The sequence below is a fragment of the Agrococcus sp. SGAir0287 genome (assembly GCF_005484985.1).
Classification (GTDB): Bacteria; Actinomycetota; Actinomycetes; order Actinomycetales; family Microbacteriaceae; genus Agrococcus.
The window spans coordinates 2,810,434-2,833,672 of the sequence record NZ_CP027942.1 but is presented as its reverse complement, the minus strand read 5'-3'; the positions used below and the strand labels follow the sequence as shown (position 1 = coordinate 2,833,672).

Sequence of the window (23,239 nt, the reverse complement as noted above, 5' to 3'; positions counted from 1 at the left end):
GGCCTCGGCGCCATGGGACGGCCCATGGCTCGACGGCTCGCCTCGGCAGGGGCGCTGACCGTCTGGAACCGCTCGGCGGCGCGCGCGCAGGCGCTCGCCGCCGAGCATCCGACCGTGCGCGTCGCGGCGTCCCCGGCGCTCGCCGCCAGCGACGTCACGATCACGGTGCTGCCGGATCTCGACGAGGTGCGTGCGGTGCTCGAGGGGCCTGACGGCCTCCTCGCCGGCTGGCGCGACGCGCGTCGCACGCCGATGCTCGTCGTCTGCGGCACGGTCTCGCCCGTGGCGCTGCGGCGCCTCGCCGCCGAGCTCGAGGGGCGCGTCGAGGTCGTCGACGCGCCCCTGTCCGGTGGCGTGGTGGGCGCCGCGGAGGGCCGGCTGTCGATCATGGTCGGCGGCACGGCCGCGCAGGCGGCGACGCTCGCCGAGGTGCTCGCGCCGTGCGCGAGCCGCGTGACCCGGATGGGGCCCACGGGCGCGGGCGCCACCGCGAAGCTCTGCAACCAGCTCGTCGTCGCCGAGACGGTCGCGGCCCTGTCGGAGGCGTTCGCGCTCGCGCGCGCCGCCGGGCTCGACGCCGACGCGCTCGCCGACGCGCTCGGCGCAGGCCTCGCGTCGAGCGAGGTGCTGCGGCAGAAGCGCCACCACTGGGTCGACGAGACGTTCGAACCGGGCGGCACGATCGACTACCAGGTGAAGGATCTGCGCTACGCGCGCGACGCCGCGGCGGACGCGGGGCTGCGGCTGCCGCTGGGCGAGCGCGCGCTCGCGCTGTTCGAGGAGGCGGTCGACGCCGGCGACGGCGCGCTCGACCACACGGGCGTGTACCGCACGATCGCGGGCTGAGCCGCGTCGCCGCTCGCCGCTCGCGAGTCGTCAGCGAGCCTCGCTCGCGTCCTCCTCGGCCATGCGCTGCGCGACGAGGTCCCTGGCGGCGGCGGAGTGCTCGCGCAGCACCGCGCGGGCGAGGGATGCGTCGCCGGACGCGATCGCGTCGACGATGGGCTCGTGCCGCGCCGCGGACATGTTGGCGACCGCGGTCTCGCGTCCGGCGGCGAGGATCGCGACGCGGGCGAGGCCGGAGACGCGACGCCACGACTCCACGAGCGTCGCGTTGCCGCTCGCGGCGCAGATCTCTTCGTGGAAGGCGAGGTCGGCGTCGATGCGCGCAGGCACGTCCTCGCGCTCTGCCGCCTCGAGCCGCGCGAGCGCGGCCCGGAGCCGCTCGACGATGGCGGGCAGCGCCGGGCTGCTGCACGCGACCTCCGCCGCGAACGACTCCAGCGCGAAGCGCACGTCGAAGATGTCCCGCACCTCCGCGAGGCTCACGACGCGCACCGAGAGCCTGCCGCGCGCGTCCCGCGACAGCAGCCCCTCCTCCTCGAGGTGCCGCAGCGCCTCGCGCAGCGTGCCGCGCGAGACGCCGAGGGAGGAGCTGAGCTCCGTCTCGCCCAGGTGGGTGCCCGGGGGCAGCTCGCCGGACGCGACGGAGGATCGCAGCCGGTCGAGGATGAGCTCGCGTCTCGTGAGTCGCTCGATCGACGACAGCGTCGGGAAGCCGGTCTCGCTCATTGCCTGGTGCCCAGCGCTGTGCGCCGCTGCTCGAGGCGAGGATGACGCACGCGGGCTCCTGGGTCGACGCGGGACGTGCGCCGTGGCGGCGACGTGTCGCGAGCCTACCGTGTCGAACTGTCGACAGCCCGGGCGCTCAGGCGCGGACGAGCCCCTTCGCCGGATCCCCGAACGGGATCGGCGCCGCCGTGATGACCTCGACGGGCTCGGTCAGCAGCCCCTCGAGGTCGGCGTTCAGGTCGGCGACCGGCTGCCCGGCGCCGTGCGCGTCGAGCAGTGCCTGCGACGTCCAGTGCTCGACCATCCAGATGACGCCGTCGGCGGCCTCCTGGATGGCGTAGAGCGTGCAGCCCTCCTCCTCGTGCACGCGCGGGATCGCGCGGCCGAGCGCTGCGAGCACGTCGTCGCGGGCGCCGGCGGCGGGTCGGAAGATGGCGATGACGACCACGGGGGCGTCGCTCATGGGGTGTCCTCTCGATGGGTCGGGCCTTGGCGGGCGCTGCGCGTCGGGCGACGCGCAGCGTCGCGTCCGGCGTCAGTGCATGTGGCTGCCGCCGTTGACGTCGATGTTCGTGCCCTGCAGGTACGACGCGCCATCGCTCGACAGGAACGCGAACACCGCGGCGATCTCGTCGGTGGTCGCGACGCGGCCGACGGGGATGTCGGCGGCGATGCGCGCCTCGAGCTCGGGCGTCGTGCCGACGCGGATGTTCGTGTCGACGGCGCCGGGCGTCACAGAGTTCACCGTCACGCCCGAGTCGGCGATCTCGCGCGCGAGCGCCTTCGTGAAGCCGAGGATCGCGGCCTTCGCCGCCGAGTAGGGCACCTTGCCGAAGACGCCGCCGCCGCGCTGCGCCGACACCGACGACATGTTGACGATGCGGCCGAAGCCCGCCTCGAGCATCGGCGGCAGGAACGCCTTCGTCACGAGGTAGGTGCCGGTCGCGTTCACGGCCATGACGGTGTTCCACAGCGCGAGGTCGGTCTCGAGGAACGGCACGGGCGAGGTGATGCCGGCGATGTTGGCGAGCGCGCCGACGACGGGCAGGCGACCCGCCTCGACCTCGGCGGCGACGGCGGCGCGCGCGGCCTCGACGGCGGCCTCCTCGGCGACGTTCACCGCGGATCCGAAGTGCGCCACGCCGTGCCGCTCGCCGATCTCGGCGGCGACCTGCGCGGCGCGCTCGCCGTCGAGGTCGAGGATCACGATGGCCCAGCCGTCGGCCGCATAGCGATCGGCGACGGCCATGCCGATGCCGCGCTCGCTCGTGGCGCCCGTGACGATGGCGGTCCTGGTGGTGGTCATGCTGCTCCCTCTTCGGATGCGGTGCGGGACTTCGGGCGGCGTCAGCGGATCTGCACGCCGCGGTGGGCGAGGCCGGCGGCCTCGAGCTTGGGGACGACGTGGCGAGCCGCCGCGTCGATCGCGGCGAGCCGCTCGGCGCGGAACGCGGGGCTCGACGTCGCCGTCGCGTCGTCGGTGTAGGCCCGCGCCGGCAGCTCGAGCGTGAAGCCGCCCTCGTAGCCGACCGACGCGAGCGCGGCGAAGGCCGCGTCGAGGTCGACGTCGCCGCCGCCGATCGGGCGGGCGAAGTCGCCGCGCACCGCGTCGCGGAGGTGCACGTGCGCGGTGCGGTCGCCCCACGCATCCACGACCGCAGCCACGTCGTCGCCCGCGGCGACGACGTGGGCGAGGTCGAGCACCGCGCGCACCGACGCCGGCGTGCGCTCGTGCAGCATCGCGGCGCGCTCGGCGTTCCAGCACAGGCGCAGGAAGTGGATGGACTCGACCCACACCCGGGTGCCGTGCTCCTCCGCGAGCGTGCCGGCGACGGCGAGCTCGTGCGCGACGCGCGCGACGTCCACCTCGAGCGTCGCCGCGGGCTCGTGGTCGAGCGCACCGCACGGCAGCACGAGCGCCTCGGCACCGATCGCGGCGGTGAGGCGCAGGAGCCGCTCGAGGTGCTCGCGACGGGCCGCGGGGTCGGCGGCGGGCACGTTGAGGTCGCCCACGTCGCCGTTCACCGACCGCACGCGGATGCCGGCGTCGGCGATCGTCGCGGCGACGGCGTCGATGGCGCGGTCGTCGAGCTCGAAGGGCACGTGGTCGCAGACGCCGGGGAGGGCGCCGAGGTCGATCTCCTGGAAGCCGAGGGCGCGCACGTCGCGCAGGGCGTCGGGCAGGGCGAGGTGCTGGAACGAGATCGTCGAGCAGCCGAGCCGATCGGGGAACGTCATCGTCGCCATCCTCACCGTGGCGCGAGGTCCGCTCCGCGCCGAGCCGCGCGGAGGATCCGCGCCGATTGCGAGGGTAGCGAGTCGACTGTTGACAGTCAACACAATTCCGTGCATGCTGGCGTCTGCCGGCAGCGTCGTGTGGCTCGTGAGCCCCTCCCGCCGAGGCATCCTTGACCAGGAGAGGAACCCATGAGCACCGAGGCTCTTGCGATGCGCGGACCCGTCCGCGGCACTCCCGATGCGAAGAAGGTCGCCGTCGGCTCCGGCGTCGGCGCCGTGATCGAGACCTACGACTTCATCGGCTACGGCACCGCCGCAGCCCTCTACTTCGGCACCGTCTTCTACCCCTCCGAGGATCCGCTCGTCGGCACGCTGCTGTCGTTCGCGACCCTCGGCGTGGGCTTCCTCGCCCGCCCCCTCGGCGGCGTCATCGGCGGCCACCTCGGCGACAGGATCGGTCGCAAGCCCGTGCTCGTCGCCTCGCTCATCGCGATGGGGCTGGCGACCTTCGTCATCGGCCTGCTGCCGACGTACGCGCAGGTGGGCATCCTCGCCCCGATCCTGCTCGTCACCGTGCGCATCGTCCAGGGCGTCGCGTTCGGCGCCGAGTGGGGCGGCGCGATCCTCATGAGCTACGAGCACGCGCCATGGAGGCGCAAGGGCGCCTTCACGGGCATCGTGCAGGCGGGCTTCCCCGTCGGACTCCTGCTCGCGAACCTCACCTTCCTCGTCTCGGTGCACCTGCCGGGCGACTGGGCGTGGCGCGTGCCGTTCCTCGCATCCATCGTCCTCGTCGTCGTCGGCCTGCTGATCCGCGCGAAGGTGCCCGAGTCGCCCGTGTTCGAGGACGTGAAGACCCAGGGCATCGTCGCGAAGGCGCCCGTCGTCGAGGTCATCAGGACGGACTGGCGCAACATCCTGCGCGGCATCGGTCTGCGCGTCGCCGAGACCGCCGGCTACGCCGTGTCGGTGACCTACATGATCAGCTACATCAACGACGAGGGCCTCGCCGAGCCCTCGCAGACGCTCACCGCGCTCTGCATCGGCGCCGGCATCGGCGTCTTCGCGACCTGGGGATGGGCGGCGCTCACCGACCGCGTCGGCCGACGCCCGCTCTACATCGCCGTGACGCTCTTCGCCGCGATCTTCGCGATCCCGATGTTCCTGCTCGTCAACACGGGCCTGTTCATCCTCATCGTGCTCACGATGATCCTCGCCTACTCGGTGTGCCAGAACGCCCTCGCCGGCGCGCAGGGCGCGTGGTTCCCCGAGCTCTTCCAGGCGAAGACCCGCTCGTCGGGCGCCTCGCTCGCGTACCAGTTCTCGGCGATGGTCTCGGGATTCACGCCCTTCATCACGACGCTGCTGTTCGTGTGGCTCGGTTGGCTCGGCCCGGCGCTGCTGTTCGGCACCTACGCCCTCATCGGCCTCGTCGCCGCGCTCCTGACGCGCGAGACGTGGGGCCCGCGCGAGCGACGCCTCGCGGACGAGGCCGAGGCCGCCGCCGACGCGGAGGGGCTCGCCCGCGTCGGCTGACGCGGGCCGTCGACCCGGTGCCCGGCCGCCGCCCAGCACAGCGGGCGGGCACCGTGCGGACAGGCGTCCGGTCGCTGCCAGCGACACTGCGGCCGGGCGCCCACCACGACGGGGCGGATGCACGCAGCATCCGCCCCGTATCCTCGTCGGAAGGACCAGGGGGACGGCATGAGCGCACTCGTCGGGCTCGATCGCACGAATCTCCGCGAGCTCGCGGTGGACTCGTTGCGACGCGCCATCACGAGCGGCGAGATCGCGCCGGGCACCCACATGGTCGAGACCGACCTCTCCGACCGGCTCGGCATCTCCCGCGGCACGCTGCGCGAGGCCATGCGGCAGCTGCAGCAGGAGGGGCTGCTCGAGTCGGGGGCGCGCGGCCGGCTCAGCGTGCGCAACCTCGACGCTCGCGAGATCGAGGACATCTTCCTCGTGCGCGGCGCGCTCGAGGCGCTCGCGGCCCGCATCATCATCGCCACGGACCGGATCGCCGAGGCGCGCCCCGTGCTGCACGCGGCGATCGAGCGGATGCGTGCGGCCGAGGATGGCTCGGTCACGGCGTTGATCGAGGCCGACCTCGAGTTCCATCGCGCGCTCGTGTCCTTCCCCGGCAACGCGACGCTCGTGCACCAGTGGCAGCAGCTCGAGGGCTCGATCCGCATGTCGATCATGTACGCGGGTCTCGATCGCGCCACGTCGAACATGGACACCGATCGGCATGTCGAGATGGTCGAGGCGATCGAGACGGGCGACGAGGAGCACGCCGTCACGGTCATCCGCGCGCATCACATGGACGCGGCGGCGACGCTCACGTCGTAGCCTGGCCGCGGGTCGAGGCCGTTCCTCCGCCTCGCGATGCGTGACGAATCCTCCGTACCACGCTAGCCTCGGCATGAGCCATCCTCATCACGGGCGAGAGCGCCCGGCGGAGCGGCCGAGAAGGGACACGTCGTGTCTGCACCCCGCCCCTCCCTCCGCGTCCGCCTGACGTCCGCGCTCGTCGCCGTCGTCGCAGCGCTCGGCCTCACGATGACGCCCGCGGTCGCCACGGCCGCCGTCGAGTTCACCGGCGTCGGCGCACCGTCGATCTCGGGTACCGGCATCGTCGGCTCGACCTTCACCGCGTCGTACGACGCGTCGACGACGTCGCCGACGCCGACGAGCGTCGACTACGACTGGTATCGCGTCGACACCGGTGCCCTCGTGCAGGAGGGCGGATCGACCCTGGTCGCGTCCCAGGCCCTGCTCGGCACCGGCGTCTACGTGCTCGCGACGCTGCGCGAGCCCAGCACGCCGTCGTACCGCACGACCAACTCCCCGTTCTCGGCGACCGTCCGGCTGGGCGAGTTCGCGGGCGTCCGTGCGCCGTCGATCTCGGGCTCCGGCATCGTCGGCTCCAGCTTCACGGCGTCCTACGACGCCTCCGGCACGACGCCGGCGCCCACGACCGTCGCCTTCGACTGGTACCGGTACGACACGGGAGCGCTCGTGCAGGAGGGCGGATCCACGTTCGTCGCGACGGAGGCACTGCTCGGCGTCGGGGTGTACGTGCTCGCGACGCTGTCGGCACCCGGGGTCCAGGACTACCGCACCATCAACTCGCCGTTCTCCGCGACCGTCCGGCTGGGCGAGTTCACCGGGGTCGGCGCCCCGTCGATCGCAGGCTCGGGCGTCGTCGGCTCCACCTTCACGGCGTCCTACGACGCGTCCGGCACCACGCCGACCCCGACGAGCGTCACCTTCGACTGGTACCGCGTGGACACGGGAGCGCTCGTGCAGGAGGGCGGCGCGACGCTCGTCGCGACCGAGGCCCTGCTCGGCACCGGCGTCTACGTGCTCGCGACGCTGTCGGCGCCCGACGCGCTCGACGTCGTCACCACCAACTCGCCCTTCTCTGCCGCGGTGCGCCTCGGCGAGTTCTCGAGCGTCGGCACGCCCGTCGTCGAGGGGTCGGGGGTCGTCGGCACGACGCTCGGGGTCGCCCTCGACACGTCCGATACCGTGCCCGCGCCGACGACGGTGCGCTTCACCTGGTACCGCGTCGACACGGGAGCGGAGGTGCTCGACGACGCCGACTCGCTGCTCGTCACGAGCGAGCTGCTCGGCACGCCCGTCTACGTCGTCGCGACGCTCGAGGCTCCGGGCACCCAGTCGTACGTCACCGCCAACTCGGCCTTCAGCGCCACGGTGCACCTGCGGTCCTTCGTGCCCGGCGATGCTCCGACGCTCGGCGGACGCAACGTGCTCGGGGGCGTGCTGACCGCATCCATCGACCTCGCGACCTGGACGCCCGAGCCGACGGCCGTGGCGTGGCAGTGGCGACTCGAGGACGGCACGCCCATCGCGGGCGCGACCTCGGCGCAGCTGGCCATGACCGCCGACCTCGCCGGCGAGGTCGTCTTCGCCGAGGCGACGCTCAGCGCTCCCGACACGCAGCCGTACGTCGTCGCGACGGCTCCGAGCGGGCGGATCGCCGTGCCCGGCATCGCGATCGACGGTTCGAGCCGCGTGCTGCCCGGTGCGACGGTGTCGGTCGAGGCGTGGGGCCTGCTGCTCGACACCGAGTACGCGCTCGAACTGCGCTCGACGCCGCTCGCGCTCGGCACCGCGGTATCGACCGCCGAGGGCACGATCGATGCCCAGGTGACGATCCCCACGACCGCCGAGATCGGTGCGCATCGCCTCGCGCTGCTGCTCGACGGTCAGGAGGTCGCGTCGGTGCCGCTCGAGGTCGTCGCCGCGGCGCCCGCGCCGGTCGCGCCGCAGCCCGGTGCCGCGGTGCCTGCTGCCCCGTCCGCGTTGCCGCAGACCGGTGCTGCGGATGCGTCCGTGCCGGCCGCGCTCGCAGCGCTGCTGCTCGTCCTCGGCGTGACGCTCGTCCTGCGGCGGCGACCGGCCTGATCCATCGCGGCGCGGGCCGCACGCAGAGGCGGCACGGCGGCGACCTTGGGGATCGCCGCCGTGCCGCGGTCCGGTGGAGTGCGGGTCAGCCGAGCTCGGCGAGCACCGTCTCGACGACCTTCTCCTTCGACAGACCGTAGCGGTCGTGCAGCGTCGGCAGGGCGCCGGCGTCGAGGAATGCGTCCGGCAGGCCCACGGGCACGACGCGCCGCGTGACGCCGCGGCGCACGAGCGCCGAGGCGACCGACTCGAAGAGCCCGCCGACGACCGAGTGGTTCTCGAGCGTCACCGCGAGGCGGGGGGTGTCGAGCTCCGCGACGATCGTGTCGACGTCGAGCGGCTTGATCGTCGGCGCGTGCACGACGGCCACGTCGACCTTGTGCGCCGCGAGCAGCTCTGCCGCCTGCAGCGCCCGCATCGTCATGAGGCCCGACGAGACGAGCACGACGTCGGCGCCGCCGCGCAGCACCTTGGCCTTGCCGAGCTCGAACGCGTAGTCGTACTCGTCGAGCACCGTCGGCACCTTGCCGCGCAGCAGGCGCAAGTAGGTGGGGCCGTCGGAGGCGGCGAGCTGCGGCACGGCCTGCTCGATGTCGATCGAGTCGCACGGGTCGACGATCGTGAGGTTCGGCATGCCGCGGAAGATCGCCATGTCCTCCGTCGCCTGGTGGCTCGGACCGTACCCGGTCGTGAGGCCGGGGAGGCCGCCGACGACGTTGACGTTGAGGTTCGGCTCGGCGATGTCGAGGCAGATGAAGTCGTACGCACGACGCGCGGCGAACACCGAGTAGGTGGACGCGAAGGGAGTGAGCCCAGCCTCCGCCATGCCCGCGGCGGCGCCGAAGAGCAGCTGCTCGCTCATGCCCATCTGGAAGTACCGGTCCGGATGCGCCTGGGCGAAGATGTGCATGTCGGTGTACTTGCCGAGGTCGGCGGTGAGGCCGACGATGCGCTCGTCCTGCTCCGCGGCCCTCGCGAGCGCGTGGCCGAACGGCGCGGGCGCCGTCTTCTGGCCGGGATCCGCGAACGACGCGATCATCGCGCTCGTCTTCAGCTTGGGCGCTGCCGTGGTGCTCATCGTGCTGCCTCCTTGGCTGCCTCGTAGCGGGCGGTGAGCTGCTCGCGGCAGATCGCCCACTCGTGCTCCTCGATGCGCATGAAGTGCGCCTTCTCCCGCTGCTCGAGCAGCTCGACGCCGGAGCCGACCTTCGTGTCGCAGATGATGACCTGCGGCTGCCCCTCGGGCTGCGCGACCGAGCGGGCCTCGTCGAACGCATCCACGAGCGCACCGAGGTCGTTGCCGTCGACGCGGATGGCGTGCCATCCGAACGCCTGCCACTTCTCGAGCACGGGCTCGGTGCGCAGCACGCCCTGCGCGGGGCCGTCGGCCTGCAGCGCGTTCATGTCGACGAGCGCGAGGAGGTTGCCGAGGCGGTGGTGGGCGGCGCCCATCGCGGCCTCCCACGTCGAGCCCTCGTCGAGCTCGCCGTCGGAGAGGAAGTTCACGACGCGCTGCTCGACGAGCCCGCGGTGGCGCAGGCCGAGCGCCATGCCGACCGCGACCGTGAGGCCGTGGCCGAGCGAGCCGCCCGAGATCTCCATGCCGGGCGTGTACGACGCCATGCCCGACATCGGCAGACGCGAGTCGTCGGAGCCGTACGTCTCGAGCTCCTCCAGCGGAACGATGCCCGCCTCGGCGAGCGCCGCGTAGAGGCCGATCGCGTAGTGGCCGGTCGAGAGCAGGAAGCGGTCGCGCCCCTCCCAGTGCTCGTCGGCGACGTCGTAGCGCAGCTGGTCCATGTAGGCGACCGTGAGCATGTCGGCGGCGCCGAGCGCCTGGCCGACGTAGCCCTGGCCCTGCACCTCGCCCATGTGCAGCGCGTGCATCCGCACGTTGAAGGCGTGCTCGGCGAGCCGCGCGAGGCGCTCGGCCCGGGTGGTCGCGGGTGCGACGGTGGTCATCGGACTCCCTCCAGGATGGGCTGCTCGGCCTTCGCGGTACCGACGATCGCGGGCGCGGTCTCGCGCGCCGTGATGGCGACGGCCGTCGAGATGACGCCGAGCAGCGTGAACAGCAGAGCCGGGCCCATCCATCCGACGGCGCCGTAGACGGCCGTGGCGATGAAGGGCAGGAAGCCGGCGACGATCGCGGCGCCGTTGTAGCCGAGCGAGATGCCCGACGTGCGGCGATTCGCGGGGAACAGCTCCGAGAACCAGCTCGACTCGACGGCGAAGATCGGGTCGTGGCTCAGCACGAGCGACAGCGCGACGGCGACGACGATCATGACGAGCGAGCCGGTGTTGATGAGCAGGAACATCGGGATGCCGAACGCGATCGTGAAGATCGAGCCGATGAGGTAGACCTTCTTGCGGCCGATGCGGTCGCTCCATGCGCCGTACGCGAGGTGGCTCACGAGGCCGATGGCCGAGCCGACGAGCGTGCCGACGAGCACGTTGCGCGAGTCGGTGATGGCCGCGAGGCCGACGTAGGAGACGACGAACGACGTCGTGACGTAGTAGCCGCCGGTCTCGGCGAGGCGCAGTCCGATGACGCGCAGGATCGAGCGCCAGTCCTGCTTGATGGCCTCGAGCGCGGGCGCCTTCAGCACCTCGCCCTGCTCCTTGACGGCCTCGAACGCGGGGCTCTCGGCGACCTTGAGGCGGATGAAGAGGCCGATGATGACCATGACCGAGGCGAGGAGGAAGGGCACGCGCCATGCCCAGTCGCCCGGGAGGCCCGACGTGGCGAGGATGACGCCGTTGGCGAGCAGGAGGCCGCCGGGGATGCCGATCTGCGGCAGCGCGCCGAAGAAGCCACGACGACGCTCGGGCGCGTGCTCGACGGCCATGAGCACGGCGCCACCCCACTCGGCGCCGTAGGCGACGCCCTGGATGATGCGCAGCACGATGAGCATGATCGGCGCGGCGATGCCGATGGTCGCGAACGTCGGCAGCACGCCGATGAGGGTCGTGACGACGCCCATGACGACGAGCGACCAGATGAGCACGCGCTTGCGGCCGATGCGGTCGCCGAAGTGGCCGGCGAGGTAGCCGCCGATGGGGCGGAAGAGGAAGCCGATCGCGAGCGTCGCGAACGAGTACAGCGCGCCGACGATGGGGTCGTCGGTGGCGAAGAAGACCGTGCCGAAGTAGGTGGCGGCGGCCGTCGCGTAGATGAAGAAGTCGTACGACTCGACGACCGTGCCGATCATCGAGGCGAGCGACACCTTCACGGCGTTGTCCTTCTTCGGCGTCGCGCCGGAGACGGTGGGTGCGGACATGGATGCTCCTGGTGGTGATGGGGCGGCGACGGCGCCGCCGGAGGTGCTGCTAGTGCTGGGAGGGGGTCTGGTACGTGCGGATGACCTGGCTGTCGTCGGCGCGGTCGAGGCCGGCGTCGGCGGCGGCGAGGTAGCGCTCGCGCGCGGCGGCGAGCACGGGCACCTCGGCGCCGGCGGCCTCGGCCGCCTCGGCGACGAGGCCCGAGTCCTTCACGAAGATGCCGATCGTGGAGGTGACCTGCGGGTCGTCCTCGAGCATGCGGGGGCCGCGGTCCGACAGCATCCACGAGCCGGCGGCGCCGCCGGCGACGAGGTCGAGCACCGCGGCGGGGTCGAGGCCGAGGCGCCGCCCGAGGTCGAGCGCCTCCGCGGCGGCGACGATGTGCACGGAGCAGAGGTGCTGGTTCACGACCTTGATGCCCTGGCCCTGGCCGAGCGCGTCGCCGACGACGCGCACGGTGCCGAGCGGCGCGAGCACGGCGGCGGCCTCGTCGAGGTCGGCCTGCGCGCCCGAGGCGAAGATGATGAGCTCGCCGGTCGTCGCGCGGGCGACGCCGCCCGTGACGGGGGCGTCGACGACGCGCGCGCCGAGCCCCTGCAGCCGCGCGCCCGCCGACTCGACGGCGGCGGGGCCGACGGTCGACATGACGATCCAGAGGCGGTCGGCGGCGACGCCGGCCTGCTCGGCCTGGGTCACGAGCGCATCCAGCTGCTCGCCGGTGGCGACCATGACGACGACGGCGCCGGTCGTGGGGGCCTCGGCGATGGAGGCGACGGCGTCGATGCCGGCGGCGACGGCGCGCTCGCGGGCTGCCTCGAACGGGTCGACGCCCGTGACGGCGAAGCCGGCGCCCGCGATGCGCTGCGACATGGGCGTGCCGATGGCGCCGAGGCCGACGAAGGTGGCGGTGGTCATGCGTGGGTGTCCCTCCGGGCGGTGACGTCGTCGTCGGTGCTGCCGACGACGGCGTCGTGGTGGTCGAAGTGGTGGCGGATCGCGATGCGCGCGGCGTCGGGATCGCGCTCGGCGAGCGCGGCGACGATCTGCCGGTGCACGGTGTCGGTGAGGTAGGTGCCGTCGGCTGCGGGCGTCTCGGTGCGCAGGGCCTTCGCGCGGCGCGCGGCGAGCGTGTCGCGCAGCATGCCGGCGAGGCCGTCCTGCAGGACGTCGAGGATGGGGTTGCCGACGATCGTGAAGAGGTGGCGGTGGAACGCGAGGTCGGCCTCGAGGCCCGCCTCGTGCTCGCCGGCGGCGGTCGCGTCGACCATCGACTCGGCCAGGCGGCCGAGCTCGGCGACGTCGTCGTCGGTCGCGACCTTCGCGGCCTCGACGGTCGTGACGATCTCGAGCATCTCGCGCGCCTGGTCGATCTGCTCGGGGCGGACGCCGCCGAGCGCGCCCATGAGGGCGAAGGTCGTGCGCACGACGGAGGAGCCGGGGGAGCGCAGGTAGGTGCCGTGGCCCTGGCGGCGGTCGAGGATGCCGAGGGACTCGAGCTGCGAGAGGCGCTCGCGCAGCGAGCCGCGGCTCATCTCGAGCTGCTCGACGAGCTCCCGCTCGGGCGGGAGGCGGCGAGCGCCGTCGCGATCGACGGTCGAGAGGTCGACGAGGCGGGCCACCAGGGCGTCGAGCGCATCGTCCATGTCTCTCTCCATCGAGTCTCGCATTGGTCTGACCACATTGGTCCGACCAATCCATCACGGTACGCCCGCCCATCCCCGCTGTCAACACCGCCCGCGTCCCCCGCCTCGCAGATCTGAGGTTTTCGGCCCCTTCTGACGTCAGAAAGGGCCGAAAACCTCAGATCTGCGGCAGACATGGGCAGGCGGAGACGCAGCGAGGCCCCCGCCGGGTGGCGGGGGCCTCGTGGATACGCTGGGCGCGGAGAGCGCTGCGCGAGGTGCGTGCGGGTGCGGGTCAGCGCACGCCGAGCAGGTCGATGACGAAGATGAGGGTCTTGCCCGAGAGGCGGTGGCCACCGCCGGCCGGGCCGTAGGCGAGGTGCGGCGGGATCGTCAGCTCGCGGCGGCCGCCGACCTTCATGCCCGGGATGCCCTCCTGCCAGCCGGCGATGAGGCCGCGCAGCGGGAACTCGATCGACTGGCCGCGGTTCCACGACGCGTCGAACTCCTCGCCGGAGTCGTGCTCGACGCCGAGGTAGTGCACCTCGACGGTCGCGCCGGGCGTCGCCTCGGCGCCGTCGCCCACGACGATGTCGCGGATGACGAGCTCGGAGGGGGCGGGGCCCGTGGGGGCGTCGATCTCGGGACGGGTCAGGTCGCTCATGCCTCCATCCAACCGCACGCGCGAGTCGATTCGGGATCGATGCTTGCGTCGCCCGCGAACGCGATATATCGTGACCTCCGAGCCATTCGCGATATATCGCGAGCAGCCCGTCTGAAAGAAGTCTTGCGAAGCAATCGCTTTGAAAGTAGTCTTTCAATCATCGCCTCATCCGAGGAGCACGAGAGGAGCCGACCATGCGACGCATTCACGACACCGCGACCACGCGGCGCGACGAGCAGGTGCACCGCGCCCGCCGCATCGCCGCGGCGGCCGAGCAGGGCTACGTCGAGGCGCGCCAGACGGCGATCGCCACGCACGGCTTCGCCCGATGACGCACGAGGAGCGGCACGGCGAGCCCGACGGCGCGTCCGCCGAGGATCGCGGGATGCTCGTCACGAGCGATCCCGCGATGCTCCGAGCGCTCGCGCACCCGCTGCGCGTCGAGATCCTCGCGGTCCTCGACGAGCTCGGCGAGGCGACCGCGACCGAGATCGCCGAGCAGGTGGGCGAGAGCCCGTCGAACTGCTCCTTCCACCTGCGGCAGCTCGCGAAGGCCGGCTACATCGTGCGCGGCGAGCAGCGCGGCACAGCGAAGCCGTGGCGGCCCGCGCATCGCGGCCGCAACCTCACCCCGGACGAGCACGACCCGGCATCCATCCGCTCGTCCGCCGCCGTCGGCGCGCTCTACGTGCAGCGCGAGGCGAGCCGGGTCATGGAGTACCTCACGACCACCCCGCCGGAGGATCCGGAGTGGGTCCGCGCGATGGTCGTCAACACCTCCGACTTCTGGGCCACGGCCGACGAGATGCGCGAGCTCGCCGAGACGATCGGCCACCTGGTCGACCGCTTCGCGGGCCGCGCGGCCGACCCCGCCAAGCGACCGCCAGGCAGTCGCCGCGGCCACCTCTTCGCGACGCTCAACCCGGATCCCAGGACCCCGCCCACGCCCGAGGCCTGACGCCTCCAGCCTCCAGCGCGCGCCGGCGCCGGCGTCGCGCCATCCCGTCGCGCCCGCGCGACCGCCCACCGCATCCCTCGCACGCACCCCGGAGCGACCATGGCCGACCCCACCCAGACCCCAGAGCCGGCACCGCCGGCGCCGCCCGCCGGCATCGCCACCGCGCCCGCAGTCCCGGCCTCGCCCTTCCGCCGGCCCGCCTTCCGTCGCCTCACGGTCGGCTGGGTCGCGACGAACCTCGGCGACAGCGCGCTCTACCTCATGCTCGCGGTGTGGGTGCGGCAGCTGACCGGATCGGATGCCGCGGGCGCGCTCGTCTTCCTCGCGCTCGGCGCGCCGACGCTGCTCGCGCCGTTCGTCGGCCACGTCGTCGACCGCGTCTCGCGTCGCAGGCTGCTCATCGCCGCGAACCTCGGCGGCGCGGCGCTCGTCGCCTGCCTGCTGCTCGTGCGCGGTGCGGGCGACGTCTGGCTCATCTTCGTCGTGACGTTCGGCTACGGGCTCGTCGCGAACGTCACCGGCGCCGCGCAGTCCGGGCTGCTGCGCGACCTGCTGCCCGACGAGGAGCTCGGCTCGGCGAACGGCACGCTCTCGTCGATCGACAACGCGATGCGCATCGTGAGCCCGCCGCTCGGCACCGTGCTCTACGTCGCGCTGGGGCCGTGGGCCGTCGTGCTGCTGACGACCGCATGCTTCCTCGCCACGGCGATCGTGCTCATGACGGTGCGCATCGACGAGTCGCCCGCGGTGCTCGAGGATGCGCACGAGCCGTGGGCGCGGCAGGTGACGGCGGGCTTCCGCCAGCTGCTCTCGGAGCCGACCCTGCGCCTCCTCACGATCGTCATGGCGCTCGCGTTCGCAGCGAACGGGCTGCTGAACGCGACCGTGTTCCCCTTCGTCGAGGTCGGCACGGGCGCAGGGCCCGAGGCGCTCGGACCGCTGCAGGCCGTGCAGGGCGCGGGCGCCGTCGTCGGCGGCCTGACCGCGGCACGTGCGATGCGCCGCACGGGCGAGCGCCTGCTCGTCGCGTGGGGGCTCGCCCTGCTCGGCGCCGGGCTCGTCGTCGGGCTCGCGGTGCTGATCGTGCAGCCGGACGCGGCATGGATGCGCTGGGCCGGCATGAGCGCGGCGCAGCTGCTGATCGGCTTCAGCGTGCCGTGGGCGATCGTCGGCGTCGTGACGTACCGCCAGCGCGTCACGCCGCCGCGGCTGCAGGGCCGCACGTCGGCAGCGCTCAACGCCGCGATCAACGTGCCGCAGCTCGGCTTCCTCGCGCTCGGTGCCGCGCTGCTCGCCGTCATCGACTTCCGCATCCTCGTCGCGATCTGCGCCGCGGCGATGGTGGTGGCGGGCATCGTGTGCGCGCTCGTGCGACCCCGCGGCGAGCTGCCGGCATCCGCGCCCTCCTGATTGGTCACTGCTTGCGCTCGATTGGGCACTCGTGGCGCCTCGCGCGGCGTGTCGCGGACCACTACTGCCCAAACGGTGGGGGATCGCGAGGCACGCGCGCGGTGCCAGGATGGATGCGATGCCCCTCGAGTCCCGTCCGAAGCGCCGCTACCTGGCGTTCGTGCTCATCGGCCTCGTCGCCGGCTTCATGTCGGGGCTCTTCGGCGTCGGCGGCGGCATCGTCATCGTGCCGCTGCTGCTCGCGTTCGGCGGCCTCGAGCGCAAGCTCGCGAGCGGCACGAGCCTCGCGGCGATCGTGCCGACGAGCGCCGTCGGCGTCGTCGCCTACGCCATCCCCGGTCACGTCGACGTCGTCGCCGCCCTCATCCTCGCCGCCGGCTCGGTCGTCGGCGCGCAGCTCGGCGCGCTGCTGCTCGCGCGCCTGCCCGTGTCGTTCGTGCGCATCCTCTTCATGGCGTTCGCGATCGCGGTCGCCGTGCAGCTGTTCCTCTTCGTGCCCGAGCGCGGCGACGGCATCGCGCTCACCGGCTGGACGATCGCCGGCCTCGTCGCCGTCGGCCTCTTCACGGGCGTGCTCGCGGGCATCATCGGCATCGGCGGCGGGGTTGTCGTCGTGCCGGCGCTCATCCTGCTGTTCTCGTCGAGCGACCTCGTCGCCAAGGGCACGTCGATGCTCATGATGGTGCCGACGGCGATCTCGGGCACGATCGGCAACCTCGTGCGCAAGAACGTCGACCTCGTCGCGGCCGCGATCGTCGGCGTCTCGGCGTGCCTCACGACGGCGCTCGGCGCGACGGTCGCGGCGATCCTCGATCCGCGCGCGGCGAGCGTCCTCTTCGCGATCTTCCTCGTCGCCGTGCTCGTGAAGACCGGCATCGAGGCGTGGCGCGATCGCCCGCGCAAGGACTCGCCGACCGCCTGAGCTGCGAGGCCGACGCCTGCGATCGGCGTGCGATCGCACTGTCGCGCCGACCCCGAGCAGCCTGCACCCGGGCGCCCGCGAGCGGATGCCGGCGCTCGGCTCCCTGGCACCTCGCACCCAGGCGGTGCATGCTCGCAGCATGGATCCGCGTGGCACGCCCGAGCCGGGGCGGCCCGGCGAGGGCTCGCCGTGGTCGCACCGCGATGCGCGCCCGGATGCGCCCCGGGGCGCTCCGCACGGGTCCGAGCAGCAGTCGAGCCCCTCGTGGCCGTCGGCGCCGGGCCCGCAGGCGGCAGGCGGCGCGGCGTCACGGACGCCCGAGGGGCAGCCTCCGCCCTGGGCCCGGCCCGGGCAGCAGCACCAGCCGCCGCCGTCGCCCGCGTACGGGTCGGCGCAGCCCCCGCATCCCGAGACTCCGCCCGCATCCCCTGCCTACGGCGCGCCGACCAGCGCGATGCCGCTGCAGCATGCGCACGTGCCGACGGGCGCGATGCCGTTGCAGGGACCGCCTCCGACCGGCAGCCACCCCTGGCAGCACCCCACGTCATCCGCATCGCGGCGCCGCACCCCCGACGGCCGCACCACCTTCACGCGCGTCCTGCGCGCCTGGTGGGCCGGCCGCCTGCGCCGCCTCGTGCCCCGTGGCGTCGCCTGGACGGCCGTCGCGTTCGCCGCGGTCCTCCTCGCCGCGTGGGTGCTCTTCGCCGACATCCTGCTGACGCCCGGCGTCGTGCAGGTCTTCCCCGGCCAGGCGCCGAGCCGCGACTGGGCGCACGACGTCATCGGATGGGTCGCGCTGCAGATCACCTTCGGCCTCGGGTTCGCCTCGGTCACGCTGCTGCTGCTGCTCGAGCGGGCGCGGCTGCGGTGGATCGCCGTGCCGGTGGCCGTCCTGTCGAGCGCCATCACGCTGAACATGGTGGTGTCGGGACCGGGTCAGGCGCCGCAGTGGATCGCAGGCATCGGCGCGAGCGGCCTCGTCGCGGCGGTGCTCGCAGTGCTCGCCGTGCTGCTGCCGCGACCGCGCGTGCACCTCGCCGTCGGCGCCGCGACCGCGCTCGTCGTCCAGTGGGGGCTCGTCACCTGGGTGGGCGCCATCGAGCCGACGCAGTGGGTCTTCCTGCGCGCCTGGATCGACCTCGCGTTCCCGACCCTCATCGTCGTCGCGTTCGCCGCGATCCTCGCCGTCGCGTTCTACGCGCAGCAGGTGCACGAGCGCGCCGACCTCATCGGTCGACGCATCCTCGTCGCGTCGTGGGCACCCGTCCTCGCGGCGTCGCTCGCGCTCGTCGTCGTGCTCGTGCGCATGGGCCCGCTGTCGAACCTCTTCGGCGACCTCGACGCCAACCTGTGGGGGTGGGCGTCGTGGCACTCGTGGCCGCACGCGATCGTCGTGGGCGGGCTCGTCGTCTGGCTCGTCGCGCGGTCGGGCAGGATGCCGCTGCGCCCGCGCGGGCACGTGCTCACGATCCTCGTGCTCGCGGCGATGGCGGGCATGGCGTTCCTGTCGTTCGCGGCGACCGCGATCGTGGGCGCGCTGGGCGGCAGCGAGCAGCTCTCGGACGCCGTGCTCGACGTCACGCTCGTCTACGGCAACCTGCTCGGCCTTGCCTGCACGGTGCTGCTGCTCGTCCCTCTGCTCGTGCCGCGGTTCCGCCGGTCCACCGGCCGCCTGGGCGCGATCGTCGCGATCGTCGTGGCGGTCCCGCTGCAGCTGTGGCTCATCCTCCGCAACGACCTGCTCATGGTCACCCTTCCGCGCTTCGCGGCGTCGCCGTCGCAGATCGTGCTCGTCATCGTCGTCGCGGTGCTCGCGCTCGCGATCTGGGGCGCGGCCCGTCGCCGCGACGTCGTCGACCGGCACCTGCTGCTGCGCCTCGCCATCGTGCCGCTCGCCACCGCGCACGCCGGCCAGCTGCTGCCCGGGGTGTGGAAGGACGACCTCGAGCAGGCGCTCATCGTCGTGCTGAGCCTGCTCGGCCTGCTCTTCCTCGGGGCTCCGCGCACCGGTACGAAGGAGGGCGACGCGATCGCGGTCGTCTGGCCGTTCGCGACGCAGGTGCTCGTGCTCGGCTCCGTCATCGTCGCCCGCACGATGGGTCAGCTCATGGACGACGAGACGACCTCCATCGCCGTGCTCTACCTCACGATCCCCGTCGCGGCGGTGCTGTGCTGCCGGCTCGAGGATCCGCGCGACGCGTGGGTGCGGGGCGCGGCGACGGTCGACCTCGAGACGATGCGCCGTGGCCGCGCGCTGGGGCTCGTGGTCGCGCTCGAGGGCGGATGGGGTGCTCCCGCACCCGTCGGCGTGGGTGCGATGGGCGGGCCGCCGCCGCAGCCCGGGCCGGTGCCTGCGCCGCCCGGCCCGTGGCAGGGCGCGGCATCGCCGTGGCCGCCGCAGCCGCCGCCGCAGCGGTGAGGCCCGGTCGCGTGGCGTGCACCGGATCGGCGCCGTCGCCGCCTTCGGCCGTCGCCGCCGCGCATCCGACATCCGCTCAGCGGGCGCAGCATCCGGGGACATCCCGCGGCCAGGGCTGGTGACGCTCAGGCGACGGGCGTACCGTCGCGCGCATGGGGGCTGACGAGGAGGTCGGGATGCGCATGTACGCCTGGCAGCGAGCCGACGAGTCGACGGGGCACAGCGTCGCGCGCGTGTCGGCGATCGACGGCGGCCGTCGGTACCAGGGCACCGAGGTGCTCGCGACGCCGACCGCCGTGTCGTGCACCTTCACGGTCGACGTCACGGGCGAGTCGCGCCCCGTGCGGGCGATCGTGCGCGCCTTCTCGCAGCTCGGCTCGCGCGTCGTCGAGCTGACGACCGACGGCTGGCGCTGGAGCATCGACGGCCAGCACCGCCCGGCGCTCGACGGCGCCACCGACGTCGACGTCGCGGCAACGCCGCTGACGAACGCCATCCCCATCCGCAGGCTCGGGCATCTCGCCGTGGGCGAGGAGGCCGTCATGACGGTGGCGTGGGTCGACGTGCCCTCGCTCGCGGTGCGCCGCGTCGAGCAGACGTACACGCGGCTCGAGCCGGTCGACGGCCTCGCCGCCTGGCAGTACGGCGACCGCGAGCACGGGGCGTTCCGCCTGCTCGTCGACGCGGACGGCGTCGTCGTCGACTACGAGGGATTCGCGACGCGGGTGTCGCCGCGATGACCGGGGCGCGGCGAGTCGGCGATGGGATCGGCTCGACCACGGTCGCGCTGGCGGCCTCGGATGGGAGGGGAGTGGCTCGATGACTCGTCGCACAGCGATGACGGTCGCCGCGGGCGTCGTGCTCGGCGCCGTCGCCGCGCGGCAGGTGGCGGCGGCTCGGCAGGTGGATCCGCAGTACCGCTCGCCCGTGCTGCTGCTGCCCGACCTGCCGCTCGCGCGTCCGCTCGCGGCGCTCTCACGCGTCCTGCCCGCGCGTCCATCGCCCATCGCCGACGGCGTCGTCGTCACCGACCGGCTCGTGCCGGGGCGCGACGGCTCGCAGGTGCGCGTGTGGGTCTGCGAGCCGGAGCGCGACGGCGACGAGCCGCTGCCGGCGGTGCTGCACCTCCACGGCGGCGGGTACGTGCTCGGCCACGCCGTCGAGTCGCTCGAGCGCTGCTCGACGATCGCCGCCGAGGTCGGCGTGCGCGTCGTGAGCGTCGACTACCGGCTCGCGCCGGAGCATCCGTTCCCCGCCGCGATCGACGACTGCGTCGACGCGCTGCGCTGGATCGTCGCATCGTCGGATGCCGAAGGCGTGGATGCGAGCCGCATCGCCGTCGTCGGCGACAGCGCTGGCGGTGGACTCGCCGCCTGCACCGCGCAGACCGCGACCGACCTCGGCATCCAGCTGGCGATCCAGGTGCTGATCTACCCGATGCTCGACGACCGCACGCGGCGTCGCGTCGACGACCGCGGGCGGTACGCGTGGTCGGCCGCCTCGAACCGGTACGGATGGTCGTCGTACCTCAGGGGCGTCGACCCGGCGACGCCGGGCGCGGTGGCGGCACGGCGGCCGGACCTCGCGGGCCTGCCGCCCGCCTGGATCGGCGTGGGGGACCTCGACCTCTTCCACGCGGAGGACGTCGCCTACGCCGCGCGGCTGCGTGCGGCGGGCGTCGAGGTCGAGCTCGTCGAGGTGCCGGGAGCGCACCACGTGTTCGAGACCCTGCGACCGGACGCTCCGGGCTCGCGGGCGTTCGAGCGTGCGATCCGCGAGGCGCTGCGGGCGGCGCTCGTCAGCGACGGCTGACCTTCGGGGCAGACCCGGGCGGATTGCGTTTCGCAGGCGATCTCGCCGCTGGAGGGCGATCTTCCCTCGTGAGGCTGAATCGCCTGCGAAACGCACGGAGTGCGGTGCCCGCGGTGCGCGCGGAGCGTTCTGCAGGCGATCAGGGTAGGCAGAGGGGTATCTTCCCTCCGCCTCCCCGGATCGCCTGCGAAACGCAAACGACATCCCAGCGATGCAGCGGCGACGCGTCTGCGTTTCGCAGGCGATCTCGCCGCTGGAGGGCGATCTTCCCTCGTGACCCGGGATCGCCTGCGAGACGCGAACGGCGACGGCGAGCGCGCAGTCGCGCACGGCGGGCGCGAAGCGGCGCGCGGTGCCGCCCAGCACCGGGCACTACGGTCGACCCATGACCGAGCGCACCACGTACCTCCTCGTCGACGGCGAGAACATCGACGCGACGCTCGGCCAGTCGGTGCTCGGCCGCCGCCCGGATCCGCACGAGCGCCCGCGGTGGAACGTGCTGCTCGACTTCGCCGAGCAGGAGTGGCAGCAGCCGGCCAAGGGGCTCTTCTTCCTCGCCGTGCAGGAGACGCTGCCGATGTCGTTCGTGCAGGCGCTGCTCGCGATGGGCTACACCCCCGTGCCGCTGCAGGGCGAGGGCAAGGTCGTCGACATCGCCATCCAGCGCACGGCGGAGGCGCTGCGCGACCGCGACGACGACGTCATGCTCGTGAGCCATGACGGCGACTTCGCGCCGCAGATGACGGCGCTCGCCGGCAACGGCCGCCGCCTCGGGCTCGTCGCGTTCGGCGAATTCATCGCCACGAGCCTGCGCCAGGTGCCCGGCATCGAGACGTTCGACCTCGAGTACGAGGTCGGCGCGTTCACGTCGCGCCTCCCGCGCGTGCGCGTCATCTCGATCGACGAGTTCGACCCGGCGCAGTTCCTCTGACGCCTGCCGCGTCGAGCCCTCGGGCCCGATTCGCTCCGACCGCGGGCGAGTGATGGGATGGATGCGCGGGCGTCGCACCCGCGCATCCGACCCGATTCGAGAGGCATCCATGCCGCACGCATCCGACGCCCGCGTCGTCTTCCTCGACGTGGACGGCACGATCATGGACGAGGCGGCGCGCGTCGCCGACTCGACGATCGAGGCGGTGCGGCAGGCGCGGGCGAACGGGCACACGGTGCTGCTCGCGACGGGCCGCGCGCCCGGAGAGGTGCCGGACCACGTCGCGGCGATCGGCTTCGACGGCGCGATCACCGCGGGCGGGGGCTACGCGGCGATCGGCGACGAGCAGGTGCTCGAGCGCACGATGGACGCCGAGCTCGTGGCACGCATGGTCGCGGTGTTCCAGGATGCGGGCGTCGAGTACTACCTGCAGTCCCGCGAGGGCGTCTACCCGACGGAGGGCGTGCACCGCCTCTACGCCTGGTACCTGCGCGAGTTCGCCGGCGAGACGTTCGAGGGCATCGAGCCGCACGAGCATCCGCGGGTCGCGCCGCTCGTGCAGCGCGAGCCGCTGCCGACCGACCACGTCGCGAAGGCGATGTTCCTCGGGGAGGACCTCGGGAACTTCGCCCGCATCTCGGAGGCGCTCGGCCCCGACTTCCACGTCATCACCGGCACGATGCCGAACCTCGGCACGGCGAGCGGCGAGGTGAGCCGCGCGGGCGTGACGAAGGGCGCGGCGATCGAGACGCTGCTGCCGATGCTCGGCTTCACCGCCGAGCAGGCGATCGGCATCGGCGACTCGTCGAACGACGTCGAGATGTTCGACGTCGTCGGCACGGGCATCGCGATGGCGGATGCGGTCGTCGAGGTGCGCGAGCGCGCGTCGGAGTCGACGACGGGCGTGCTCGACGACGGCATCTGGAACGCCTTCGTGCGGCACGGGCTGGTCTGAGGCGGGAGCCCCGGCGCGAG

General features: G+C 73.2%; 23 protein-coding genes. 13 read left to right on the top strand and 10 right to left on the bottom strand.

Annotated elements, in window-relative coordinates:
- Positions 1 to 24 precede the first annotated feature (24 nt).
- Positions 25 to 846: an NAD(P)-dependent oxidoreductase gene (locus C1N71_RS13440; protein ID WP_254678015.1), complete on the top strand. Its 822-nt coding sequence runs from the start codon at positions 25 to 27 to the stop codon at positions 844 to 846.
- A 30-nt stretch (positions 847 to 876) separates the two neighbouring features.
- On the opposite strand, the gene C1N71_RS13435 is transcribed toward C1N71_RS13440, so the two are convergent.
- From C1N71_RS13435 to C1N71_RS13420, 4 genes are all read right to left on the bottom strand, one after another.
- Complete coding sequence (locus C1N71_RS13435; RefSeq protein ID WP_137756871.1) at positions 877 to 1,572, bottom strand: GntR family transcriptional regulator; 696 nt, start codon at positions 1,570 to 1,572, stop codon at positions 877 to 879.
- A gap of 136 nt (positions 1,573 to 1,708) precedes the next feature.
- On the bottom strand, positions 1,709 to 2,035 hold the full coding sequence (locus tag C1N71_RS13430; protein WP_137756870.1) for a putative quinol monooxygenase: 327 nt from the start codon (positions 2,033 to 2,035) through the stop codon (positions 1,709 to 1,711).
- A 72-nt stretch (positions 2,036 to 2,107) separates the two neighbouring features.
- Positions 2,108 to 2,878, bottom strand: a complete 771-nt coding sequence (locus tag C1N71_RS13425; RefSeq protein ID WP_137756869.1) for an SDR family NAD(P)-dependent oxidoreductase — start codon at positions 2,876 to 2,878, stop codon at positions 2,108 to 2,110.
- A 41-nt stretch (positions 2,879 to 2,919) separates the two neighbouring features.
- Entirely contained in the window at positions 2,920 to 3,810 is an 891-nt protein-coding gene (locus C1N71_RS13420) for a sugar phosphate isomerase/epimerase family protein (protein ID WP_137756868.1), read from the bottom strand.
- Between the two features lie 189 nt (positions 3,811 to 3,999).
- On the opposite strand from C1N71_RS13420, the gene C1N71_RS13415 reads away from it, so the two are divergent.
- The 3 genes from C1N71_RS13415 to C1N71_RS15405 all read left to right on the top strand — a co-directional run bounded on the left by C1N71_RS13415 (position 4,000) and on the right by C1N71_RS15405 (position 8,244).
- A complete protein-coding gene (locus C1N71_RS13415) occupies positions 4,000 to 5,346 on the top strand; it encodes an MFS transporter (RefSeq protein WP_137756867.1) in 1,347 nt (448 codons plus the stop codon).
- A gap of 168 nt (positions 5,347 to 5,514) precedes the next feature.
- Entirely contained in the window at positions 5,515 to 6,162 is a 648-nt protein-coding gene (locus C1N71_RS13410; protein WP_137756866.1) for a GntR family transcriptional regulator, read from the top strand.
- Positions 6,163 to 6,294: 132 nt separating this feature from the next.
- Positions 6,295 to 8,244, top strand: coding sequence for an LPXTG cell wall anchor domain-containing protein (locus C1N71_RS15405; protein ID WP_137756865.1), 1,950 nt, complete (start codon positions 6,295 to 6,297; stop codon positions 8,242 to 8,244).
- 85 nt (positions 8,245 to 8,329) lie between these two features.
- Here C1N71_RS15405 and C1N71_RS13400 read toward each other — a convergent pair whose 3' ends face one another.
- The 6 genes from C1N71_RS13400 to C1N71_RS13375 form a co-directional block, all read right to left on the bottom strand.
- Positions 8,330 to 9,322 (bottom strand): transketolase family protein, encoded by a 993-nt coding sequence (locus C1N71_RS13400; protein WP_137756864.1) that lies wholly within the window; start codon positions 9,320 to 9,322, stop codon positions 8,330 to 8,332.
- Positions 9,319 to 10,206, bottom strand: a complete 888-nt coding sequence (locus C1N71_RS13395) for a transketolase (protein ID WP_137756863.1) — start codon at positions 10,204 to 10,206, stop codon at positions 9,319 to 9,321. The genes C1N71_RS13400 and C1N71_RS13395 overlap by 4 nt, the downstream gene beginning before the upstream one ends.
- Positions 10,203 to 11,525 (bottom strand): MFS transporter, encoded by a 1,323-nt coding sequence (locus tag C1N71_RS13390; RefSeq protein ID WP_137756862.1) that lies wholly within the window; start codon positions 11,523 to 11,525, stop codon positions 10,203 to 10,205. Before C1N71_RS13390 ends, C1N71_RS13395 begins: the two co-directional genes overlap by 4 nt.
- Before the next feature lie 49 nt (positions 11,526 to 11,574).
- Positions 11,575 to 12,441, bottom strand: coding sequence for an NAD(P)-dependent oxidoreductase (locus tag C1N71_RS13385; RefSeq protein WP_137756861.1), 867 nt, complete (start codon positions 12,439 to 12,441; stop codon positions 11,575 to 11,577).
- Positions 12,438 to 13,169, bottom strand: coding sequence for a FadR/GntR family transcriptional regulator (locus C1N71_RS13380; RefSeq protein WP_175414230.1), 732 nt, complete (start codon positions 13,167 to 13,169; stop codon positions 12,438 to 12,440). The genes C1N71_RS13385 and C1N71_RS13380 overlap by 4 nt, the downstream gene beginning before the upstream one ends.
- A 274-nt stretch (positions 13,170 to 13,443) precedes the next feature.
- Positions 13,444 to 13,812 carry an FKBP-type peptidyl-prolyl cis-trans isomerase gene (locus tag C1N71_RS13375; RefSeq protein ID WP_137756859.1) on the bottom strand — a complete coding sequence of 123 codons (369 nt, stop codon included), beginning with the start codon at positions 13,810 to 13,812 and terminating at the stop codon, positions 13,444 to 13,446.
- A 194-nt stretch (positions 13,813 to 14,006) separates the two neighbouring features.
- On the opposite strand from C1N71_RS13375, the gene C1N71_RS15055 reads away from it, so the two are divergent.
- From C1N71_RS15055 to C1N71_RS13335, 9 genes are all read left to right on the top strand, one after another.
- Positions 14,007 to 14,144 carry a hypothetical protein gene (locus C1N71_RS15055; protein WP_175414229.1) on the top strand — a complete coding sequence of 46 codons (138 nt, stop codon included), beginning with the start codon at positions 14,007 to 14,009 and terminating at the stop codon, positions 14,142 to 14,144.
- Entirely contained in the window at positions 14,141 to 14,770 is a 630-nt protein-coding gene (locus tag C1N71_RS13370; RefSeq protein ID WP_137756858.1) for an ArsR/SmtB family transcription factor, read from the top strand. The genes C1N71_RS15055 and C1N71_RS13370 overlap by 4 nt, the downstream gene beginning before the upstream one ends.
- 99 nt (positions 14,771 to 14,869) lie before the next feature.
- Entirely contained in the window at positions 14,870 to 16,180 is a 1,311-nt protein-coding gene (locus C1N71_RS13365) for an MFS transporter (RefSeq protein ID WP_137756857.1), read from the top strand.
- Positions 16,181 to 16,298: 118 nt separating this feature from the next.
- Positions 16,299 to 17,102, top strand: coding sequence for a sulfite exporter TauE/SafE family protein (locus tag C1N71_RS13360; RefSeq protein WP_368074127.1), 804 nt, complete (start codon positions 16,299 to 16,301; stop codon positions 17,100 to 17,102).
- 139 nt (positions 17,103 to 17,241) lie between these two features.
- A complete protein-coding gene (locus tag C1N71_RS13355; protein WP_137756855.1) occupies positions 17,242 to 19,521 on the top strand; it encodes a hypothetical protein in 2,280 nt (759 codons plus the stop codon).
- Between the two features lie 152 nt (positions 19,522 to 19,673).
- Positions 19,674 to 20,261: a putative glycolipid-binding domain-containing protein gene (locus C1N71_RS13350; protein ID WP_137756854.1), complete on the top strand. Its 588-nt coding sequence runs from the start codon at positions 19,674 to 19,676 to the stop codon at positions 20,259 to 20,261.
- A 79-nt stretch (positions 20,262 to 20,340) separates the two neighbouring features.
- A complete protein-coding gene (locus C1N71_RS13345; protein WP_217496008.1) occupies positions 20,341 to 21,333 on the top strand; it encodes an alpha/beta hydrolase in 993 nt (330 codons plus the stop codon).
- Positions 21,334 to 21,718: 385 nt separating this feature from the next.
- Complete coding sequence (locus C1N71_RS13340; RefSeq protein ID WP_137756853.1) at positions 21,719 to 22,264, top strand: NYN domain-containing protein; 546 nt, start codon at positions 21,719 to 21,721, stop codon at positions 22,262 to 22,264.
- A 109-nt stretch (positions 22,265 to 22,373) separates the two neighbouring features.
- The gene (locus C1N71_RS13335) at positions 22,374 to 23,219 is read left to right on the top strand and encodes a Cof-type HAD-IIB family hydrolase (protein WP_175414228.1); all 846 of its coding nucleotides are present in this window, start codon (positions 22,374 to 22,376) and stop codon (positions 23,217 to 23,219) included.
- The last annotated feature ends 20 nt before the right edge of the window (positions 23,220 to 23,239 follow it).